Source organism: Acidovorax sp. Root267, assembly GCF_001429215.1.
Lineage (GTDB): Bacteria > Pseudomonadota > Gammaproteobacteria > Burkholderiales > Burkholderiaceae_C > Acidovorax > Acidovorax radicis.
This window is the reverse complement of record NZ_LMJC01000005.1, coordinates 23,897-39,056: the sequence shown is the minus strand read 5'-3', so window position 1 is coordinate 39,056 and position 15,160 is coordinate 23,897. Positions and strand designations below refer to the sequence as shown.

Genomic DNA, 15,160 nt, shown 5'->3' with positions numbered 1-15,160 from the left:
GGAAGGCGCGCAGCGCCACAGGGGGTGACACCGAGTCCAGTCACGTGTGCGACGCTGGTAGGGGCAATCCCTGAGCATCGCTTTGTTGCAACGCGGTACGCTGCGTTGTGTTGATTTACAAGGAGACAAGACCATGAAATTTGCTATTAAGGCTGTAGCGGCATCGGTAATACTGGCAAGCGCTGGCGGGGCATTCGCTCAAAAGGGTGAGACTGTGAAGATCGCCTGGCTCGACCCGCTCTCCGGCCTGATGGCGGCAGTGGGAACGAACCAGCTCAAGAGCTTCCAGTTCATCTCCGAAGAGTTCAACAAGAAGAATGCGGCCGGCGTCAAATTCGAGATCATCGGCATCGACAACAAGCTGAGCCCGCAAGAGACCACCAGCGCGTTGCGCTCGGCCATGGACCAGGGAGCACGCTATGTGGTGCAGGGCAACGGCTCCGGCCCTGCCTTGGCCATCATGGATGCGCTGGAAAAGCACAACGCGCGAAACCCCGGCAAGGAAGTCCTGTTCCTGAACTACGCTGCCGTGGACCCGGATCTGACCAACAGCAAGTGCAGCTACTGGCACTTCCGTCTGGACGCCGACACCTCCATGAAGATGGAAGCGCTGACCACGTACATGAAGGACCTGCCCGAGGTCAAGAAGGTCTACCTGATCAACCAGAACTATTCGCACGGCCACCAGGTCTCGAAGTTCGCCAAGGAAATGATGCAGCGCAAGCGCCCTGACGTGCAGTTCGTCGGCGACGACCTGCACCCTCTGGCCCAGGTGCGCGATTTCTCTCCCTACATCGCCAAGATCAAGCAGTCGGGTGCCGACAGTGTGATCACCGGCAACTGGGGTTCCGACCTGGCGCTGCTCATCAAGGCGGCCAACGATGCGGGCTTGAACAACGTCAACTTCTACACCTACTACGGCTCGGTCACTGGCAGCCCCACCGCCATGGGCTCTGCGGCTGCGGGCCGTGTGTACATGGTGGCCTATGCGCACATCAACTTGCCGGGCGAAATCAACAAGATCGTGGTGGACTACAAGAAGAAGTTCAACGACGACATGTACACCGGTGCCGTGTACCACGCCTTCACCATGTTGTCCGAGGGTTTCGTCAAGGCCAAGTCCACCGACCCCGTCAAGGTGGCTGCAGTGTTTGAAGGCATGAAGTTCAAGAGCTTCAACGGTGAAGTCGAGATGCGCAAGACCGACCACCAGCTGCAGCAAGGCCTGTTCATCTCCAAGTGGGAAAAGGCGGGTGGCAAGTTCCCTATCGACTCTGAGAACACCGGCTACACCTTTGTGCCAGTGAAGTACTACGAGCCCTATGTGGCGAGCACGCCCACCTCGTGCCAGATGAAGCGCCCGTAAGCGTAAGCCCTGCGCAATCGCTTCGAGGCCCGACCACTCGGGCCTTTTTTTTACCCCTGCAGTGAAAAATTCCAATGAATCCTGAGTTTTTCGTGATCTCGCTGCTGAATGGAGTGAGCTATGGGCTCCTGCTGTTCATGCTGAGCTCTGGCCTCACGCTGATTTTCAGCATGATGGGCGTGCTCAACTTCGCACACACCAGCTTCTACATGCTGGGTGCCTATTTTGCGTTCACCATCTCCGGGGTGGTGGGCTTCTGGCCAGCGCTGGTGCTGGCGCCCCTCGTCGTATTTGTGCTGGGGGCTGCGTTTGAGCGCTACTGTTTGCGCCGGGTGCACAAATTCGGGCATGTGCCGGAACTGTTGGTGACCTTCGGCCTGTCTTACCTGATCCTTGAGCTGGTGCAACTGGTGTGGGGCCGCTCTACGGTGCCTTATGGCCTGCCGGAGCAACTGCAAGGCCCGCTGTTCTCTCTGTACGGAACACAGTTTCCCAAGTCGCGCTCCTTTGTGATGCTGGTGGCGCTGGTCATGCTGGTGTCGGTGTGGTTGCTGCTGACGCGCACCCGCATTGGTCTCGTGATCCAGGCAGCGCTGAAATACCCAGAGATGGTGGAGGCGCTGGGCCATAACGTGCCGCGTGTGTTCATGCTGGTGTTTGGCGGTGGCGCAGCCCTCGCGGGGCTGGCGGGTGTGATCGGCGGTAACACCTACATCACAGAGCCTGCGATGGCCGCCTCTGTGGGCTCCATCATCTTCGTGGTGGTGGTGGTGGGTGGCATGGGCTCGCTGGCAGGGGCCTTCCTGGCATCGCTGCTGATCGGCCTGGTCCAGACCTTTGCCGTGGCACTGGACTATTCGCTGATCCATGTCTTCAAGGCCGTGGGCGTGGCGGTGACCGACCAGACCTTCGGCTACCCCTTGCTCAAACTCACGATTTCCCAGGTGGCTCCCATCCTGCCGTACCTGTTCCTCGTGCTGATCCTGATCTTCCGCCCCAAGGGCTTGCTGGGCACGCGGGAGGACTGATGCCATGAATTCCACAACAACAACCACTGCCATTTCCAGCGCCACGTCGCACTACCGGTTCAAGCCCTGGAACGTGGGGCGGTTCATCATCTGGACCCTGTTCGCGGTCATGCTGGTCGTCGCACCCATGCTGTTTCGCAGCAGCCTGGCGCTGACCATGCTCTCGCAGATCGGCTACCTCATCATCATCTGCCTGTCCTACAACATGCTGCTGGGCCAAGGGGGCATGCTGAGCTTTGGCCATGCGGTGTACACCGGGCTGGGCTCGTTCATTGCCATCCATGCGATGAACATGGCGACCAAGGGCACCGTCAACATTCCTCTGGTGCTCATCCCGCTGGTGGGTGGCTTGGCCGGCGCATTTTTTGCCATCCTGCTTGGTTTTGTCACCACCAAGAAGTCGGGCACCACCTTCGCCATGATCACGCTGGGCATCGGCGAACTGGTCGCCTCCATGGCCTTGATGTTCCCGGAGTTCTTTGGCGGAGAGGGCGGCATCACCACCGACCGTGTGTATGGCAAGGCCTTCTTCGGCCTGAACTTCGGCTCGGGCATGCAGGTGTACTACCTGATCGCGGCCTATTGCTTCGTCTGCACTGCCGCCATGTTTGCCTTCACCGGCACGCCACTGGGCCGCATTTTGAACGCGGTGCGCGACAACCCTGAGCGCGTGGAGTTCATCGGCTACAACACGCAGCGGGTGCGCTACTTCGCCTTCATCATTGCGGGCTTCTTCGCGGGCATCGGCGGGGGTCTGGCCACCATCAACTTCGAGATCATCACGGGTGCCGACAGCCTGAGTGTGATCCGCTCAGGTGGCTATCTGCTGTTCACCTTCCTGGGTGGAGCCACGTTCTTCTTCGGCCCCATCATTGGTGCGGTGTTGCTGGTGCTGGCGTCGGTGCTGCTGTCCGAGCTGTCCAAGGCCTGGCTGCTGTACCTGGGCCTCGTGTTCCTGTTCATGGTGATGTATGCCCCTGGCGGCATTGCCAGCCTGATCATGATGAACCTCCGGCTGGCCAAGTACGGCAAGCTGCGCCAGCTCTGGAGTTCGTACCTGGCGCTGGCCGGTACCGCGCTGGTGGGCGTGATGGGTGCGGCCTGCATGATCGAGATGACCTACCACCTCCAGCTCAACGCAGCCCTGGGGCCAGAGCTCACGTTCCTGGGGGCCACGCTCAACGCCGCAGGCTTCACGAGCTGGTTTGGTGCCATTTTCGTGATGGTCACGGGCTTCGGGCTCTTTGAACTCTGCCGCCGCCAGTTTGTGCGGCAGTGGAGCACGATTCAGGAAGAGATCGAACATGAAATCAAGCGTGGGGAGGCGCTGTAAACATGGCAGCTGACAACCCAACCAATGCCTATGCCCTGGAACTGCGCGACCTGCGCAAGAGCTTTGGCAAGACAGAAATCATCCGTGGCGCGAACCTGGCAGTAGCCCCTGGCGAACGTGTGGCCATCATCGGCCCCAATGGCGCGGGCAAGTCCACGCTCTTCAACCTGATCAGCGGGCGGTTTGCGCCCACCAGTGGGGATGTGATCCTCAACGGCCAGCGCATCAATGGGCTGGCGCCGTACGAGATCAACCGCAAGGGGCTGTCGCGCAGCTTCCAGATCACGAACATCTTTCCCAAGCTCTCGGTGTTCGAGAACCTGCGCTGCGGCGTGCTCTGGAGCATGGGCTACAAGTACACGTTCCTGCGCTTCCTGTCGAACCTGCACGATGCCAACGAGCGCGCCAAGCAACTCATGGAGATGATCAAGCTCGACAAGAAACGCGACACGCTGGCCATGAACCTCACGTATGCCGAGCAGCGTGCGCTGGAGATTGGCATCACCATCGCCGGTGGCGCCAACGTGATCCTGCTCGACGAGCCCACGGCCGGCATGAGCAAGACCGAGACCACGCGCTTCATCCACCTCATCAAGGAGGTGACCGAGGGTCGCACCCTGCTGACGGTGGAGCATGACATGGGCGTGGTGTTTGGTCTGGCCGACAAGATCGCCGTGGTGGTCTATGGCGAGGTGATCGCTTTTGACACACCCGACAAGGTGCGCGCCAACCAGCGTGTGCAGGAGGCCTATCTGGGCTCGGTGGTTGCGGACGAGCAGGGGGCGGGACACTGATATGCTGAAAATCGAAAACCTCCACGCTTACTACGGCAAGAGCCATGTGCTGCATGGCGTGACCTTTGACGTGCAACCCGGCGAAATTGTGGCGCTGCTGGGGCGCAACGGCTCGGGCCGCTCCACCACCGCCAAGGCCATCATGGGCCTGGTGGACTGGGAGGGCACACTCAACTTCAAGGGGCAGGACCTTAATGGCAAGAAGGCCTATGAGATTGCCCACCTCGGTCTGGGCTATGTGCCTGAAAGCCGCGATGTGTTTCCCAATCTCACCGTGCACCAGAACCTGCTGCTTGGCCAGAAGGGCAATGGCAAGGGCAGCCGCTGGTCGTTCGATGACATGTACGAGATGTTCCCGCGCCTCAAGGAACGCCAGCACACCGAGGCGGGCGTGATGTCGGGCGGTGAGCAGCAGATGCTGACGCTGTGCCGCACGTTGATGGGCGATCCGGACCTCATCATCATCGACGAGCCCACCGAGGGCCTCGCGCCCAAGATCGTCGAACTGGTGGGACAGTACCTGCAGACCATCAAGGCGCGCGGTATCTCGGTACTGCTGATCGAGCAGAAGCTGACCATCGCCATGAAAATCTCGGACCGCGCGCTGGTGATGGGCCATGGCTCCATCGTCTTTCAGGGCACGCCCGACAGCCTGCGGGCGGACAACTACATCCGTAAAGAGTGGCTTGAAGTCTAGAAGGGCGATTCCCCTGAGGCGCTGCGCGCCTCGGTGCAGCCGCCAGAGGCGGCAGCCCTTTGTGCCGTCCAAGCCTGCGCAGGCAGGTTTGGACGGCACTCAGCCCCTTCTCTCAAATCGCTGCGCGATTCGGGAAGGGGGACGCAGCCAGCGCGGCGGGGCGGCCCTTGCGCAGCTGCCCTGGCCTTGGGGCGCGCCAGTTTCAAAGATTCGGGGCAGGGCGGATGCGTTGGAAGGCATGCCGCTCGCCTTGATCCACAGAGGTGCCCGGTCTTCGGTGGCGCCTCTTTTTTTGCCAGCCGGAATGTGCTCCTCAGGGGATGTCCGAAACCCCCTTGTCCCGCCCGGGACAAATTGACACGCCAAACGGGTTTGAAATCTCTACAATAAAAACGCACGACCGTTCTTTTTCACTTTCCCAGCACGCAAGGAACACCAGCATGACCGCTGAATACAAAGTCCACGGCTCCGTTGCCGTGATCACCATGGCCAACCCTCCTGTCAACGGACTCGGGTTGGCGACCCGGCAAGGCATCGTGGACGGCCTCAGCCGTGCCAATGCCGATCCAGCGGTCACCTCCATCATCATCACCGGGGCTGGCGGCGCCTTCTCTGGCGGTGCGGACATCAAGGAGTTCGGCACGGACAAGTCCCTGCAAGAACCCAACCTGCTGTCGGTGATTGCCGCCATCGAAAACTCGGCCAAGCCCGTCGTGGCCGCCATGCACAGCGTCGCCATGGGTGGCGGGCTGGAACTGGCCCTGGGTTGCCACTACCGCATTGCGGCGCCTGGCTGCTCGATTGCACTGCCTGAAGTCAAGCTGGGCCTGATTCCTGGCGCGGGTGGTACACAGCGCCTGCCACGCGTGATTGGTGTGGAGGCTGCGCTCAACCTCATCGTGAGCGGCGAGCCCGTCAAGAGCGAAATGATTGCCGGCGTCCCCGGCCAGAAGTTGTTCGACAAGCTGGCCGCATCGGCTGAGTCGCTGGCGGCTGAAGCCCTGGCCTTTGCCCAAAGCGTGGCCGATGCCCGTCCGTTGCCGCTGGTCCGCAACTTCCCTTGCAAGCACCCCGAAGGCGATGCCTACTTCCAGTTCGCGCGCAACATGGTCAAGGGCATGGCCAAGAACTTCCCGGCGCCCGCCAAGTGCGTGGACGCGGTCGAAGCTGCCACCAAGAAGAAGTTTGCCGAAGGCATGCTGGTCGAGCGCGAGATTTTCATCAACCTGATGTGGACGCCAGAATCGCGTGCCTTGCGCCATCTGTTCATGGCCGAGCGTGCCGCAAGCAAGATCCCTGATGTGGCCTCCGACACCCCCAAGCGCGACATCAAGCTGGTGGGCGTGATTGGCGCAGGCACCATGGGCGGCGGAATTTCCATGAACTTCCTGAACGCCGGCATCCCCGTCAAGATCCTGGAAATGAAGCAGGAAGCCCTGGATCGCGGCATCGCCACGATCAAGAAGAACTACGAAGCCCAGGTCAAGAAGGGCAAGCTCAAGCAGGACAAGTACGAGCAGCGCATGGCCCTGCTGTCCACCACGCTGAGCTACGACGACTTCAAGGACTGCGATCTCATCATCGAGGCCGTGTTCGAGGAGATGGGCGTCAAGGAAGCCGTGTTCAAGCAGCTGGATGCCGTGGCCAAGCCCGGCGCCATCCTGGCGTCCAACACTTCCACGCTCGACGTGGACAAGATCGCAGCGTTTACCAAGCGTCCGCAGGACGTGGTGGGCATGCACTTCTTCAGCCCTGCCAACGTGATGAAGTTGCTCGAAGTGGTGCGCGGCAAAGAAACCGCCAAGGACGTGCTCGCCACGGTGATGGCGATTGGCAAGAAGATCAAGAAGACCTCGGTGGTCTCCGGCGTGTGCGACGGCTTCATCGGCAACCGCATGATCGAGCAGTACAGCCGCCAGGCAGGATTTCTGCTGGACGAGGGCTGCACGCCCCAGCAGGTGGACAAGGCCGTAGAAAAATTCGGTTTTGCCATGGGCCCGTTCCGCATGGGCGACCTGGCCGGCAACGATATTGGCTGGGCGATCCGCAAGCGCCGTTCCGTCGAACGCGCCGACATGAAATACAGCCGCACGGCCGACAAGCTGTGTGAGCTGGGCCGCTTTGGCCAGAAGACCGGCGCAGGCTGGTACGACTACCAGGCCGGCAAGCGCGATGCGATCCCTAGCGACCTGGTCAACAAGATGATCGAAGACCACCGCAAGGAACTGGGCATCACGCCCCGCAAGATTTCAGACGAAGAAATCGTGCAGCGCCTGGTGTTCGCCCTGGTCAACGAAGGCGCGCACATCCTGGAAGACGGCATCGCCAGCAAGTCCGGCGACATCGACATGGTGTACCTCACGGGTTATGGCTTCCCCATCCACCGTGGCGGCCCCATGCACTACGCCAGCGAAGTGGGTCTTTTCAACGTGGTGCAGGCCATGGACCGTTTTGCCAAGAACCCCAACGACGATGCGACGTTCTGGAAGCCCGCTCCTCTGCTGGCCAAACTCGCAGCCGAAGGCAAGGCGTTCAACTGACATTGATGCGAAGCTGCACCGCGTGCGCAGGCCCCAGGCCGCCACGGGTGCGTTCCACCCCCTGAAAGGATTCCCCCATGACCTCCGCAGTGATTGTTTCCACCGCCCGCACCCCGCTCGCCAAGAGCTGGAAGGGTTCTTTCAACATGACGCATGGCGCCACGCTGGGCGGCCATGCCGTGCAGCAGGCTGTGCTGCGCGCAGGCATTGATGGCGCTGACGTGGACGACGTCATCATGGGCTGCGCCACGCCCGAAGGCGCCACCGGCAGCAACATCGCCCGCCAGATCGCGCTGAAAGCTGGCCTGCCCATCACAGCCTCCGGTGTCACCGTCAACCGTTTCTGCTCATCGGGCCTGCAGACCATTGCATTGGCCGCGCAGCGCATCATCGCCGGCGAAGCCGACGTGTATGTGGCCGGTGGTGTGGAAAGCATCTCCTGCGTCCAGCAGGAGATGAACCTGCACATGATCCAGGACCTGGCGCTGGCCAAGCAAAAGCCCGAGATCTACTGGAGCATGCTGCAGACCGCCGAGCAAGTGGCCAAGCGCTACAACATCGGTCGCGAAGCCATGGACGAATACGGTGCAGCCAGCCAGCAGAAGGCCTGCGCTGCGCAAGCGGCCGGTCTGTTCGATGCCGAAATCGCCCCCATCACCGTCACAGCCGGTGTGGCCGACAAGACGCTGGGCCTGATCACCAAGCAAGTGACCGTAAGCCGTGACGAAGGCACGCGTGAAGGTACGACGGTGGAAGCCATCAGCGGTTTGCGCTCGGCATTGCCTGGCGGTTTGATCTCGGCGGGCAACGCCAGCCAGTTCTCCGACGGCGCGGGCGCCTGCGTGGTGACCAGCGAAGAGTACGCCAGCAAGAAGGGCCTCAAGCCGCTGGGCCGCTTCCTGGGTTTCGCTGTGGCAGGGTGCGAGCCGGATGAAATGGGCATCGGCCCCGTGTTTGCCGTTCCCAAGGTGCTCAAGAAGCTGGGCCTCACGGTCGACGACATCGACCTGTGGGAGTTGAACGAAGCGTTCGCCGTGCAGGTGCTGTATTGCCGTGACAAGCTGGGCATTCCCGCTGATCGCCTGAACGTCAATGGTGGCGCCATCGCCGTGGGTCACCCCTATGGTGTGTCGGGCCAGCGCCTCACGGGCCACGCTCTTATCGAAGGCAAGCGCCGTGGCGCGAAGCGCGTGTGCGTGACCATGTGTATTGGCGGTGGCATGGGCGCTGCAGGCATCTTCGAAGTGCTGTAACCCGTGGCCGCAGACCGTCCCACTGACATGCATTCCAGGACGGCCTCGCCCGAGGCTTTTCTGGCGCTGGGGCGGCAGGTGCTTGCCAACCAGCCCTTCAGTGTGTTGTTGGGCGCGGAACTTGTGGCGCTGGCGCCGGGGAGGTGCGAGCTGTCGCTAGCCATCACACCGCAGCTGCGCCAGCAGCACGGTTTTGCCCATGGCGGAGTGGTGAGCTACCTGGCAGACAACGCGCTGACCTACGCCGGGGGCACGGCGATGCAGGTGCCGGTAGTCACCTCCGAGTTCAAGATCAACTACCTGCGGCCCGCCGTGGGCGAGCGCCTGCTGGCCCGCGCTGAGGCGGTGCACCATGGCAAGCGCCAGGCGGTATGCCGGTGTGAGGTGCTGGTGATCCAGGACGGACAAGAGAAGCTTTGCGCCGTGGCGCAGGGCACGATTGCCGCGCTGGGTGCTGCTCAGACGGAGAGCGATGCTGCCGATGCGGCAGCCTGATGTGATGGATGGATACGCCAACGGATGCGAGGAGGGGATGCGGGGGCACGCTACAAATTGTTGCTTTGTCGGGGCGTGAAGCACCCGCTGGTGCGGTTGGCACGGGCAGAATCCGCCGCGACCACCGGTTTGCCGGTGGTCTTGAAGCTGTCTCTTTTTCTCCATCCCGAACCCGGTACCTTCCATGCGTTGTCTGCTTCCCTCCTTTCGCCAGTTTTTCGCCCTCTCGGCCTTTGCCGTCGCATGTGGTGCCCACGCCCAGAGCCAGACCTACAAGCTTCAGCTGCCGCTGGAATCTGACCCGGATGTGGTCCTGCAGGACATCGTGGTGGACGCCAAACAGACACGGGTAACGCTGCTGGTCAAGAACACCTCCGACGAGGCGATTGAGGCCTGTGCACAGCCCACCGGATCGGCCGATGCGTTCACGCTCAAGGACCTGGGCAGCGGCGCCGTGCTGCAGCAACAGTCGATTGGAGGCCTGACGTTCTGCAACGTGAAGATGGACGTGGTCAAGCCCGGCCGCACCAAGCTCGTCAAGATCACATTCCCGCCACTGCCTGCACGCGCCACGCGCCTGCAGCTCGGAGAAGCCAATTGCCAGCCCAAGCCCGATTCGGACATGGAGTTCTGGTGTTTCAAGAACATCGTGCTGCCTGCACGCTGAACCCCATCGGGTGAGGGCACATCGGGCATGCACGCAGCCACAAGGAGACCTTCTGATGACCCTGCGTTCCACGCTCGACTTTCTGCTGTATGAATGGCTCGAGGCCCAGTCCCTCACGGCCCGTGCGCGTTTTACAGACCACTCGCGCGAAACTTTCGATGCGGTGCTCGACACCTGTGAGCGCATCGCCCGTGAGAAGTACGCTCCCTTCAACCGAACGGTGGACATCGAGGAGCCGCATTTCGACGGTGAAAAGGTCATCCTGCCCCAGGCGACCTACGAGGCGCGCAAGGCCTACGCCGAATCCGGCCTTCTGTCCGCAGCGCAGGACTATGAGGTCGGTGGCATGCAGCTGCCCTACACCGTGGAGGCGGCCGCCAACAGCTTCTTTGCAGTGGCGTCCATCAGCATCGGCTCGAATCTGCTCACCTCGGGCAATGCCAACCTGCTCATGGTGCATGGCACCGAGTCGCAAAAGCAGGTGTTCGCACTCAATGAATTCAACGGCCGCTGGTCGGGCACCATGTGCCTGTCCGAGCCTCAGGCGGGTTCCTCGCTGTCGGATGTGGCCACGCGCGCCGTGCCCGATGGCGACGGCTTTGAGGCCGACCCGCTGGGCGCGCGGTATCGCCTGACGGGCAACAAGATGTGGATCAGCTCGGGCGACCACGAGCTCACCGAAAACATCGTGCACCTGGTGCTGGCCAAGATCCCGGGGCCGGACGGCAAGCTGGTGCCTGGCACCAAGGGCATCTCGCTGTTCATCGTGCCCAAGAAGCTCGTGGACACCGATGGCAAGCTCACCGACGTGCGCAACGACGTGGCGCTGGCGGGCCTGAACCACAAGCTGGGCTGGCGTGGCACCACCAACACGCTGCTCAACTTTGGTGAAGGCAAGTTCCCGGTGGATGGGCGTGCAGGGGCCGTGGGTTACCTGGTGGGGCAGCCCGGCAAGGGCCTGCACTGCATGTTCCACATGATGAACGAGGCGCGCATCGGCATCGGCATGGCGGCCACCATGCTGGGGCTGGCGGGCTACTACGCCAGCCTGGACTATGCCAAGAACCGGCCGCAAGGGCGCCCGGTGCAGGGCCCCAAGGACGCTGCAGGCGCGGGTGCGGCTGCCGTGGTCAAGGACGCCGCCCAGCCCCAGGTGCGCATCATTGAACACGCCGACGTCAAGCGCATGCTGCTGGCCCAGAAGTCGTATGGCGAAGGCGCACTGGCGCTCAACCTGTTTTGCGCCAAGCTGGTGGACGAGCAGCACACGGGCGACGCTGCAGCCGCCGATGAAGCGCGCCTGTTGCTCGAAGTGCTCACCCCCATCGCCAAGAGCTGGCCCAGCGAGTGGTGCCTGGAGGCCAACAGCCTGGCCATCCAGATCCATGGCGGATACGGGTACACGCGCGATTTTCCGGTGGAGCAGTACTGGCGCGACAACCGCCTGAACATGATCCACGAAGGCACGCATGGCATCCAGGCCATGGACTTGCTGGGCCGCAAGGTGCTCATGGAAGGCGGGCGCGGCCTGCAGCTGCTGGCCGGCCGCATCAACGCCACCATCGAGCGCGCGATCCAGGTGCCCACGCTGGCCGCGCATGCCAATGCACTGGGTGCCGCGCTGCAGCAGGTGGGGGCCGCCACCAAGGCGGCCTGGGCCACAGGCCAACCGGCTGACGCGCTGGCCAATGCGGTGCCCTACATGCAGGCCTTTGGCCACATGGTGCTGGCCTGGGTGTGGCTGGACGTGGCCCTGGCCACGCTGGCCCAGGATGCCAATCTGGCCCAGCCCGCGAGCGTGGGGCGCATGGGCGGCATGCGGTTTTTCTTTCACTACGAACTGCCGAAAATCGGCGCCTGGCTGCAGGTGGTCAGCACACGCGATGCCACCTGCGCGGCCTTCCCTGAAGAGGCGTTTTGATGGCGGCGCAGCAAACCCTGCAACGCCTGCACAAGCTCATCTGGGTGTTGATCTACGGCGGCTTGCTCACGCTGATCCTGGGCATCGCCACGGCACGCACCAACGACGCCCTGGGCTGGAGCTTCATCGTGGTCGGTGGGGCGTTGGCTGCAGCGGGTGTGGCGCTGATTGCGGTGCGGGCCCGGTTGCACGCCGACCCCGGCCCGTAGCTGGACGCCCGACACCACCGCGACACAAAGTGCCCGCATTGCGCCGCACAATCATCGGCGCGTGGGGCCAACACCCATCAATAGATCCATCCAACACCGAAGGAGACTTTCAGCATGACCCGTACCATCCAACAACTGTTCGACCTCACTGGCAAAACCGCGCTGGTCACCGGCGGCTCGCGTGGCCTGGGGCTGCAACTGGCCCATTCGCTGGGCGAGGCGGGCGCCAAGATCCTGCTCAGCTCACGCAAGGCGTCCGACCTGGAAGAGGCCACGGCCGAGCTGCAGGCCGCGGGCATCGATGCCCGCTGGATCGCCGCCGATTGCGCGAAGGAAGAGGACATCCGCCGCCTGGCCGATGAAACGCTGGAGCGACTGGGCCACGTGGACATCCTGGTGAACAATGCCGGCGCTGCCTGGGGGGCCCCCGCCGAAGACCACCCCGTGGACGCGTGGGACAAGGTGATGAACCTCAACGTGCGTGGCTACTTCATCCTGTCTCAGCACATCGCCAAGCACAGCATGATCGCGCGCCGCAGCGGCAGCATCATCAACGTGGCGTCCATTGCCGGCCTCGGTGGCAACCCCAAGGGCATGAACACCATTGCCTATAACACTTCCAAGGGCGCGGTGATCAATTTCACCCGTGCGCTGGCGGCAGAATGGGGCCAGTACAACATTCGTGTCAACGCCATCTGCCCCGGTTTCTTCCCGAGCCGGATGACAGTGGGCACCCTGAAGGCCATGGGTGAGGAAGCACTGGCGGCCCACGCGCCCCTGGGCCGCCTGGGCGACGACGAGGACCTGAAGGGCCTGTGCGCGCTGTATGCGTCCGATGCGGGCAAGCACATCACCGGCCAGTGGCTGGCGGTGGATGGCGGCGTGAGCATCGTTACGGGAGGTTAGGCAGGGTACTTCCCCCTGAGCCGCTTCGCGGCTTCCCCCTTCTCTCGGCTTCGCCGGGAAGGGGGACGCAGCCCTCGCTGCGGGGCGGCCCTTGCTAGGCTGCCCTGGCCTGGGCCGCGCCAGTATTTGAGGTTTGTGTAGTGAGGAAATGCCGTGAAAAGTTTTGGTGTCGAAATCCCCTTTGTCAGCCACCTTGGCTTCACGCTGCACCGGATGGAGGGCGGCGAGTCCGAGCTGCATTACGAGGCGAAGCCCGAGCACCTGAACTCCTTTGATGTGACCCACGGCGGCGCGTCGATGACGCTGCTGGACGTGACCATGGCCACGGCTGCGCGCAGCGACACGCCCGACATGGGCGTGGTCACCATCGAGATGAATACCAGCTTCATGCAGCCCGCGCGCGGGCCGCTGGTGGCCAAGGGGCGGCTCATTCATCGCACGGCCACCATGGCTTTTACCGAAGGCACGGTGGTCGACGCGCAAGGCAAGGTGTGTTGCCATGCCACCGGCACGTTCAAGTACGTGCGGCGCCTGCCGTTGGACAGCCGCAGCGCCAACGGGCTCAAGGTGATTTCCACCGATTGAGCAAAATTTTTAGATCAAATTGGCCTCTGGCGCTTTATCCATAAGCGCTAGTAGCTATTGAATTCATAGTGATAGACATTCTGAAGGAGCCTCTCATGCCCCGCAACCAACAAATCGTTCTCGACAACCGTCCCCAGGGCGAAGCCGTGGCCAGCAACTTCAAGCTGGTGGCCGCAGACACGCCTGCGCTGCAGGACGGCCAGGTGCTGGTGCGCCACCACTTCCTGAGCCTGGACCCGTACATGCGCGGCCGCATGAACGAGAGCAAGAGCTACGCCGCCTCTCAAGGCCTGGGCGAGGTCATGATCGGTGGCACCGTGGGCGAGGTGGCCGAGAGCAAGCACCCCAAGTACGCCGTGGGCGACAAGGTGGTGGGCATGGGTGGCTGGCAGGAATACAGCGTGGTGGACGGCAATGCCGTGGGCGCGCTGCGCAAGGTGGACACCACGCACGTGCCGCTGTCGCACTACCTGGGCGCCGTGGGCATGCCCGGCGTGACGGCCTGGTACGGCCTGGTCAAGATCATCGCCCCCAAGGAGGGTGACACCGTGGTGGTGAGCGCCGCCACCGGCGCCGTGGGCAGCGCCTTTGCCGCGCTGGCCAAGGCGCGTGGCTGCCGCGCCGTGGGCATTGCCGGTGGTGCCGACAAGTGCAAGTATGCGGTGGAAGAACTGGGCTTTGACGCCTGCATCGACTACAAGGAACACAGCGATGTGAAGGCCATGTCCAAGGCCTTGAAGGAAGCCTGCCCCAACGGCATCGACGGCTACTTCGAGAACGTGGGCGGCTGGATCATGGACGCCGTGATGCTGCGCATGAACGCCTTCAGCCGCATTGCCCTGTGCGGCATGATCGCCGGCTACGATGGCGCGCCGCTGCCCATGGCCAACCCCGCGCTCATGCTCATCAACCGCATGAAGGTCGAAGGCTTCATCGTCAGCGAGCACATGGAAGTCTGGCCCGAGGCGCTCAAGGAGCTGGGCACGCTGGTGGGCACCGGCAAGCTGCGCCCACGCGAGACGGTTGCCCAGGGCATTGCCGCCGCGCCCGAGGCCTTCCTCGGTTTGCTCAAGGGCAAGAACTTCGGCAAGCAACTGGTGAAGCTGATCTAAGAACCTGCTCCCGGCTTTTTCATGGGGTGCGCATGGCAGCAAACAGTCACGATCTAGGCGTCCGCCGCAGCCCATGCTGGCGGCCTGGGCAAGGTGGGCAACGACGAGCGTGGCTGTTTGCTGCCATGCCCTTCGGGTTGCCCCGCAAAGGCAGCGCCTGCGGCGTTGCCCATCCTCGCCGCACATCAGTGCGGCTTGCGGTGGGCGCCTTGCATCCACTGCCTTTGTGGGGCAACGCACCCCATGAAAAAGCC

Annotated in this window: 14 protein-coding genes; all 14 read left to right on the top strand. The window is 62.8% G+C overall.

The genetic code is table 11. The features are described from left to right. Window positions 1-133 precede the first annotated feature (133 nt). Window positions 134-1,366, top strand: coding sequence for a branched-chain amino acid ABC transporter substrate-binding protein (locus ASE39_RS07080; protein ID WP_010465621.1), 1,233 nt, complete (start codon window positions 134-136; stop codon window positions 1,364-1,366). A 74-nt stretch (window positions 1,367-1,440) separates the two neighbouring features. Further along, entirely contained in the window at window positions 1,441-2,394 is a 954-nt protein-coding gene (locus ASE39_RS07075; RefSeq protein ID WP_010465619.1) for a branched-chain amino acid ABC transporter permease, read from the top strand. A 4-nt stretch (window positions 2,395-2,398) separates the two neighbouring features. After that, window positions 2,399-3,727: a branched-chain amino acid ABC transporter permease gene (locus ASE39_RS07070; protein ID WP_057224784.1), complete on the top strand. Its 1,329-nt coding sequence runs from the start codon at window positions 2,399-2,401 to the stop codon at window positions 3,725-3,727. Between the two features lie 2 nt (window positions 3,728-3,729). Further along, window positions 3,730-4,521 carry an ABC transporter ATP-binding protein gene (locus ASE39_RS07065; protein ID WP_057224782.1) on the top strand — a complete coding sequence of 264 codons (792 nt, stop codon included), beginning with the start codon at window positions 3,730-3,732 and terminating at the stop codon, window positions 4,519-4,521. A gap of 1 nt (window position 4,522) precedes the next feature. Further along, window positions 4,523-5,218: an ABC transporter ATP-binding protein gene (locus ASE39_RS07060; RefSeq protein WP_010465614.1), complete on the top strand. Its 696-nt coding sequence runs from the start codon at window positions 4,523-4,525 to the stop codon at window positions 5,216-5,218. A gap of 440 nt (window positions 5,219-5,658) precedes the next feature. Then, window positions 5,659-7,758 carry a 3-hydroxyacyl-CoA dehydrogenase NAD-binding domain-containing protein gene (locus ASE39_RS07055; RefSeq protein WP_057224779.1) on the top strand — a complete coding sequence of 700 codons (2,100 nt, stop codon included), beginning with the start codon at window positions 5,659-5,661 and terminating at the stop codon, window positions 7,756-7,758. 77 nt (window positions 7,759-7,835) lie between these two features. Beyond that, a complete protein-coding gene (locus ASE39_RS07050; protein ID WP_057270664.1) occupies window positions 7,836-9,011 on the top strand; it encodes an acetyl-CoA C-acyltransferase in 1,176 nt (391 codons plus the stop codon). 27 nt (window positions 9,012-9,038) lie between these two features. Continuing rightward, a complete protein-coding gene (locus ASE39_RS07045) occupies window positions 9,039-9,506 on the top strand; it encodes a PaaI family thioesterase (RefSeq protein ID WP_010465608.1) in 468 nt (155 codons plus the stop codon). Between the two features lie 184 nt (window positions 9,507-9,690). Beyond that, window positions 9,691-10,173 (top strand): hypothetical protein, encoded by a 483-nt coding sequence (locus ASE39_RS07040; protein WP_010465606.1) that lies wholly within the window; start codon window positions 9,691-9,693, stop codon window positions 10,171-10,173. 55 nt (window positions 10,174-10,228) lie between these two features. Then, complete coding sequence (locus ASE39_RS07035) at window positions 10,229-12,094, top strand: acyl-CoA dehydrogenase (RefSeq protein WP_057270663.1); 1,866 nt, start codon at window positions 10,229-10,231, stop codon at window positions 12,092-12,094. Continuing rightward, window positions 12,094-12,303, top strand: a complete 210-nt coding sequence (locus ASE39_RS07030) for a hypothetical protein (RefSeq protein WP_010465603.1) — start codon at window positions 12,094-12,096, stop codon at window positions 12,301-12,303. The genes ASE39_RS07035 and ASE39_RS07030 overlap by 1 nt, the downstream gene beginning before the upstream one ends. Before the next feature lie 114 nt (window positions 12,304-12,417). After that, entirely contained in the window at window positions 12,418-13,209 is a 792-nt protein-coding gene (locus ASE39_RS07025) for an SDR family oxidoreductase (protein ID WP_057270662.1), read from the top strand. Window positions 13,210-13,362: 153 nt separating this feature from the next. Further along, window positions 13,363-13,794: a PaaI family thioesterase gene (locus tag ASE39_RS07020; protein WP_057270661.1), complete on the top strand. Its 432-nt coding sequence runs from the start codon at window positions 13,363-13,365 to the stop codon at window positions 13,792-13,794. 95 nt (window positions 13,795-13,889) lie between these two features. Continuing rightward, the gene (locus ASE39_RS07015) at window positions 13,890-14,906 is read left to right on the top strand and encodes an NADP-dependent oxidoreductase (protein WP_057270660.1); all 1,017 of its coding nucleotides are present in this window, start codon (window positions 13,890-13,892) and stop codon (window positions 14,904-14,906) included. Window positions 14,907-15,160 lie beyond the last annotated feature (254 nt).

Coding starts and splice junctions, on each gene's coding strand:
- ASE39_RS07080 (WP_010465621.1), top strand. CDS start 134: ATGAAATTTGCTATTAAGGCTGTAGCGGCATCGGTAATACTGGCAAGC.
- ASE39_RS07075 (WP_010465619.1), top strand. CDS start 1,441: ATGAATCCTGAGTTTTTCGTGATCTCGCTGCTGAATGGAGTGAGCTAT.
- ASE39_RS07070 (WP_057224784.1), top strand. CDS start 2,399: ATGAATTCCACAACAACAACCACTGCCATTTCCAGCGCCACGTCGCAC.
- ASE39_RS07065 (WP_057224782.1), top strand. CDS start 3,730: ATGGCAGCTGACAACCCAACCAATGCCTATGCCCTGGAACTGCGCGAC.
- ASE39_RS07060 (WP_010465614.1), top strand. CDS start 4,523: ATGCTGAAAATCGAAAACCTCCACGCTTACTACGGCAAGAGCCATGTG.
- ASE39_RS07055 (WP_057224779.1), top strand. CDS start 5,659: ATGACCGCTGAATACAAAGTCCACGGCTCCGTTGCCGTGATCACCATG.
- ASE39_RS07050 (WP_057270664.1), top strand. CDS start 7,836: ATGACCTCCGCAGTGATTGTTTCCACCGCCCGCACCCCGCTCGCCAAG.
- ASE39_RS07045 (WP_010465608.1), top strand. CDS start 9,039: ATGCATTCCAGGACGGCCTCGCCCGAGGCTTTTCTGGCGCTGGGGCGG.
- ASE39_RS07040 (WP_010465606.1), top strand. CDS start 9,691: ATGCGTTGTCTGCTTCCCTCCTTTCGCCAGTTTTTCGCCCTCTCGGCC.
- ASE39_RS07035 (WP_057270663.1), top strand. CDS start 10,229: ATGACCCTGCGTTCCACGCTCGACTTTCTGCTGTATGAATGGCTCGAG.
- ASE39_RS07030 (WP_010465603.1), top strand. CDS start 12,094: ATGGCGGCGCAGCAAACCCTGCAACGCCTGCACAAGCTCATCTGGGTG.
- ASE39_RS07025 (WP_057270662.1), top strand. CDS start 12,418: ATGACCCGTACCATCCAACAACTGTTCGACCTCACTGGCAAAACCGCG.
- ASE39_RS07015 (WP_057270660.1), top strand. CDS start 13,890: ATGCCCCGCAACCAACAAATCGTTCTCGACAACCGTCCCCAGGGCGAA.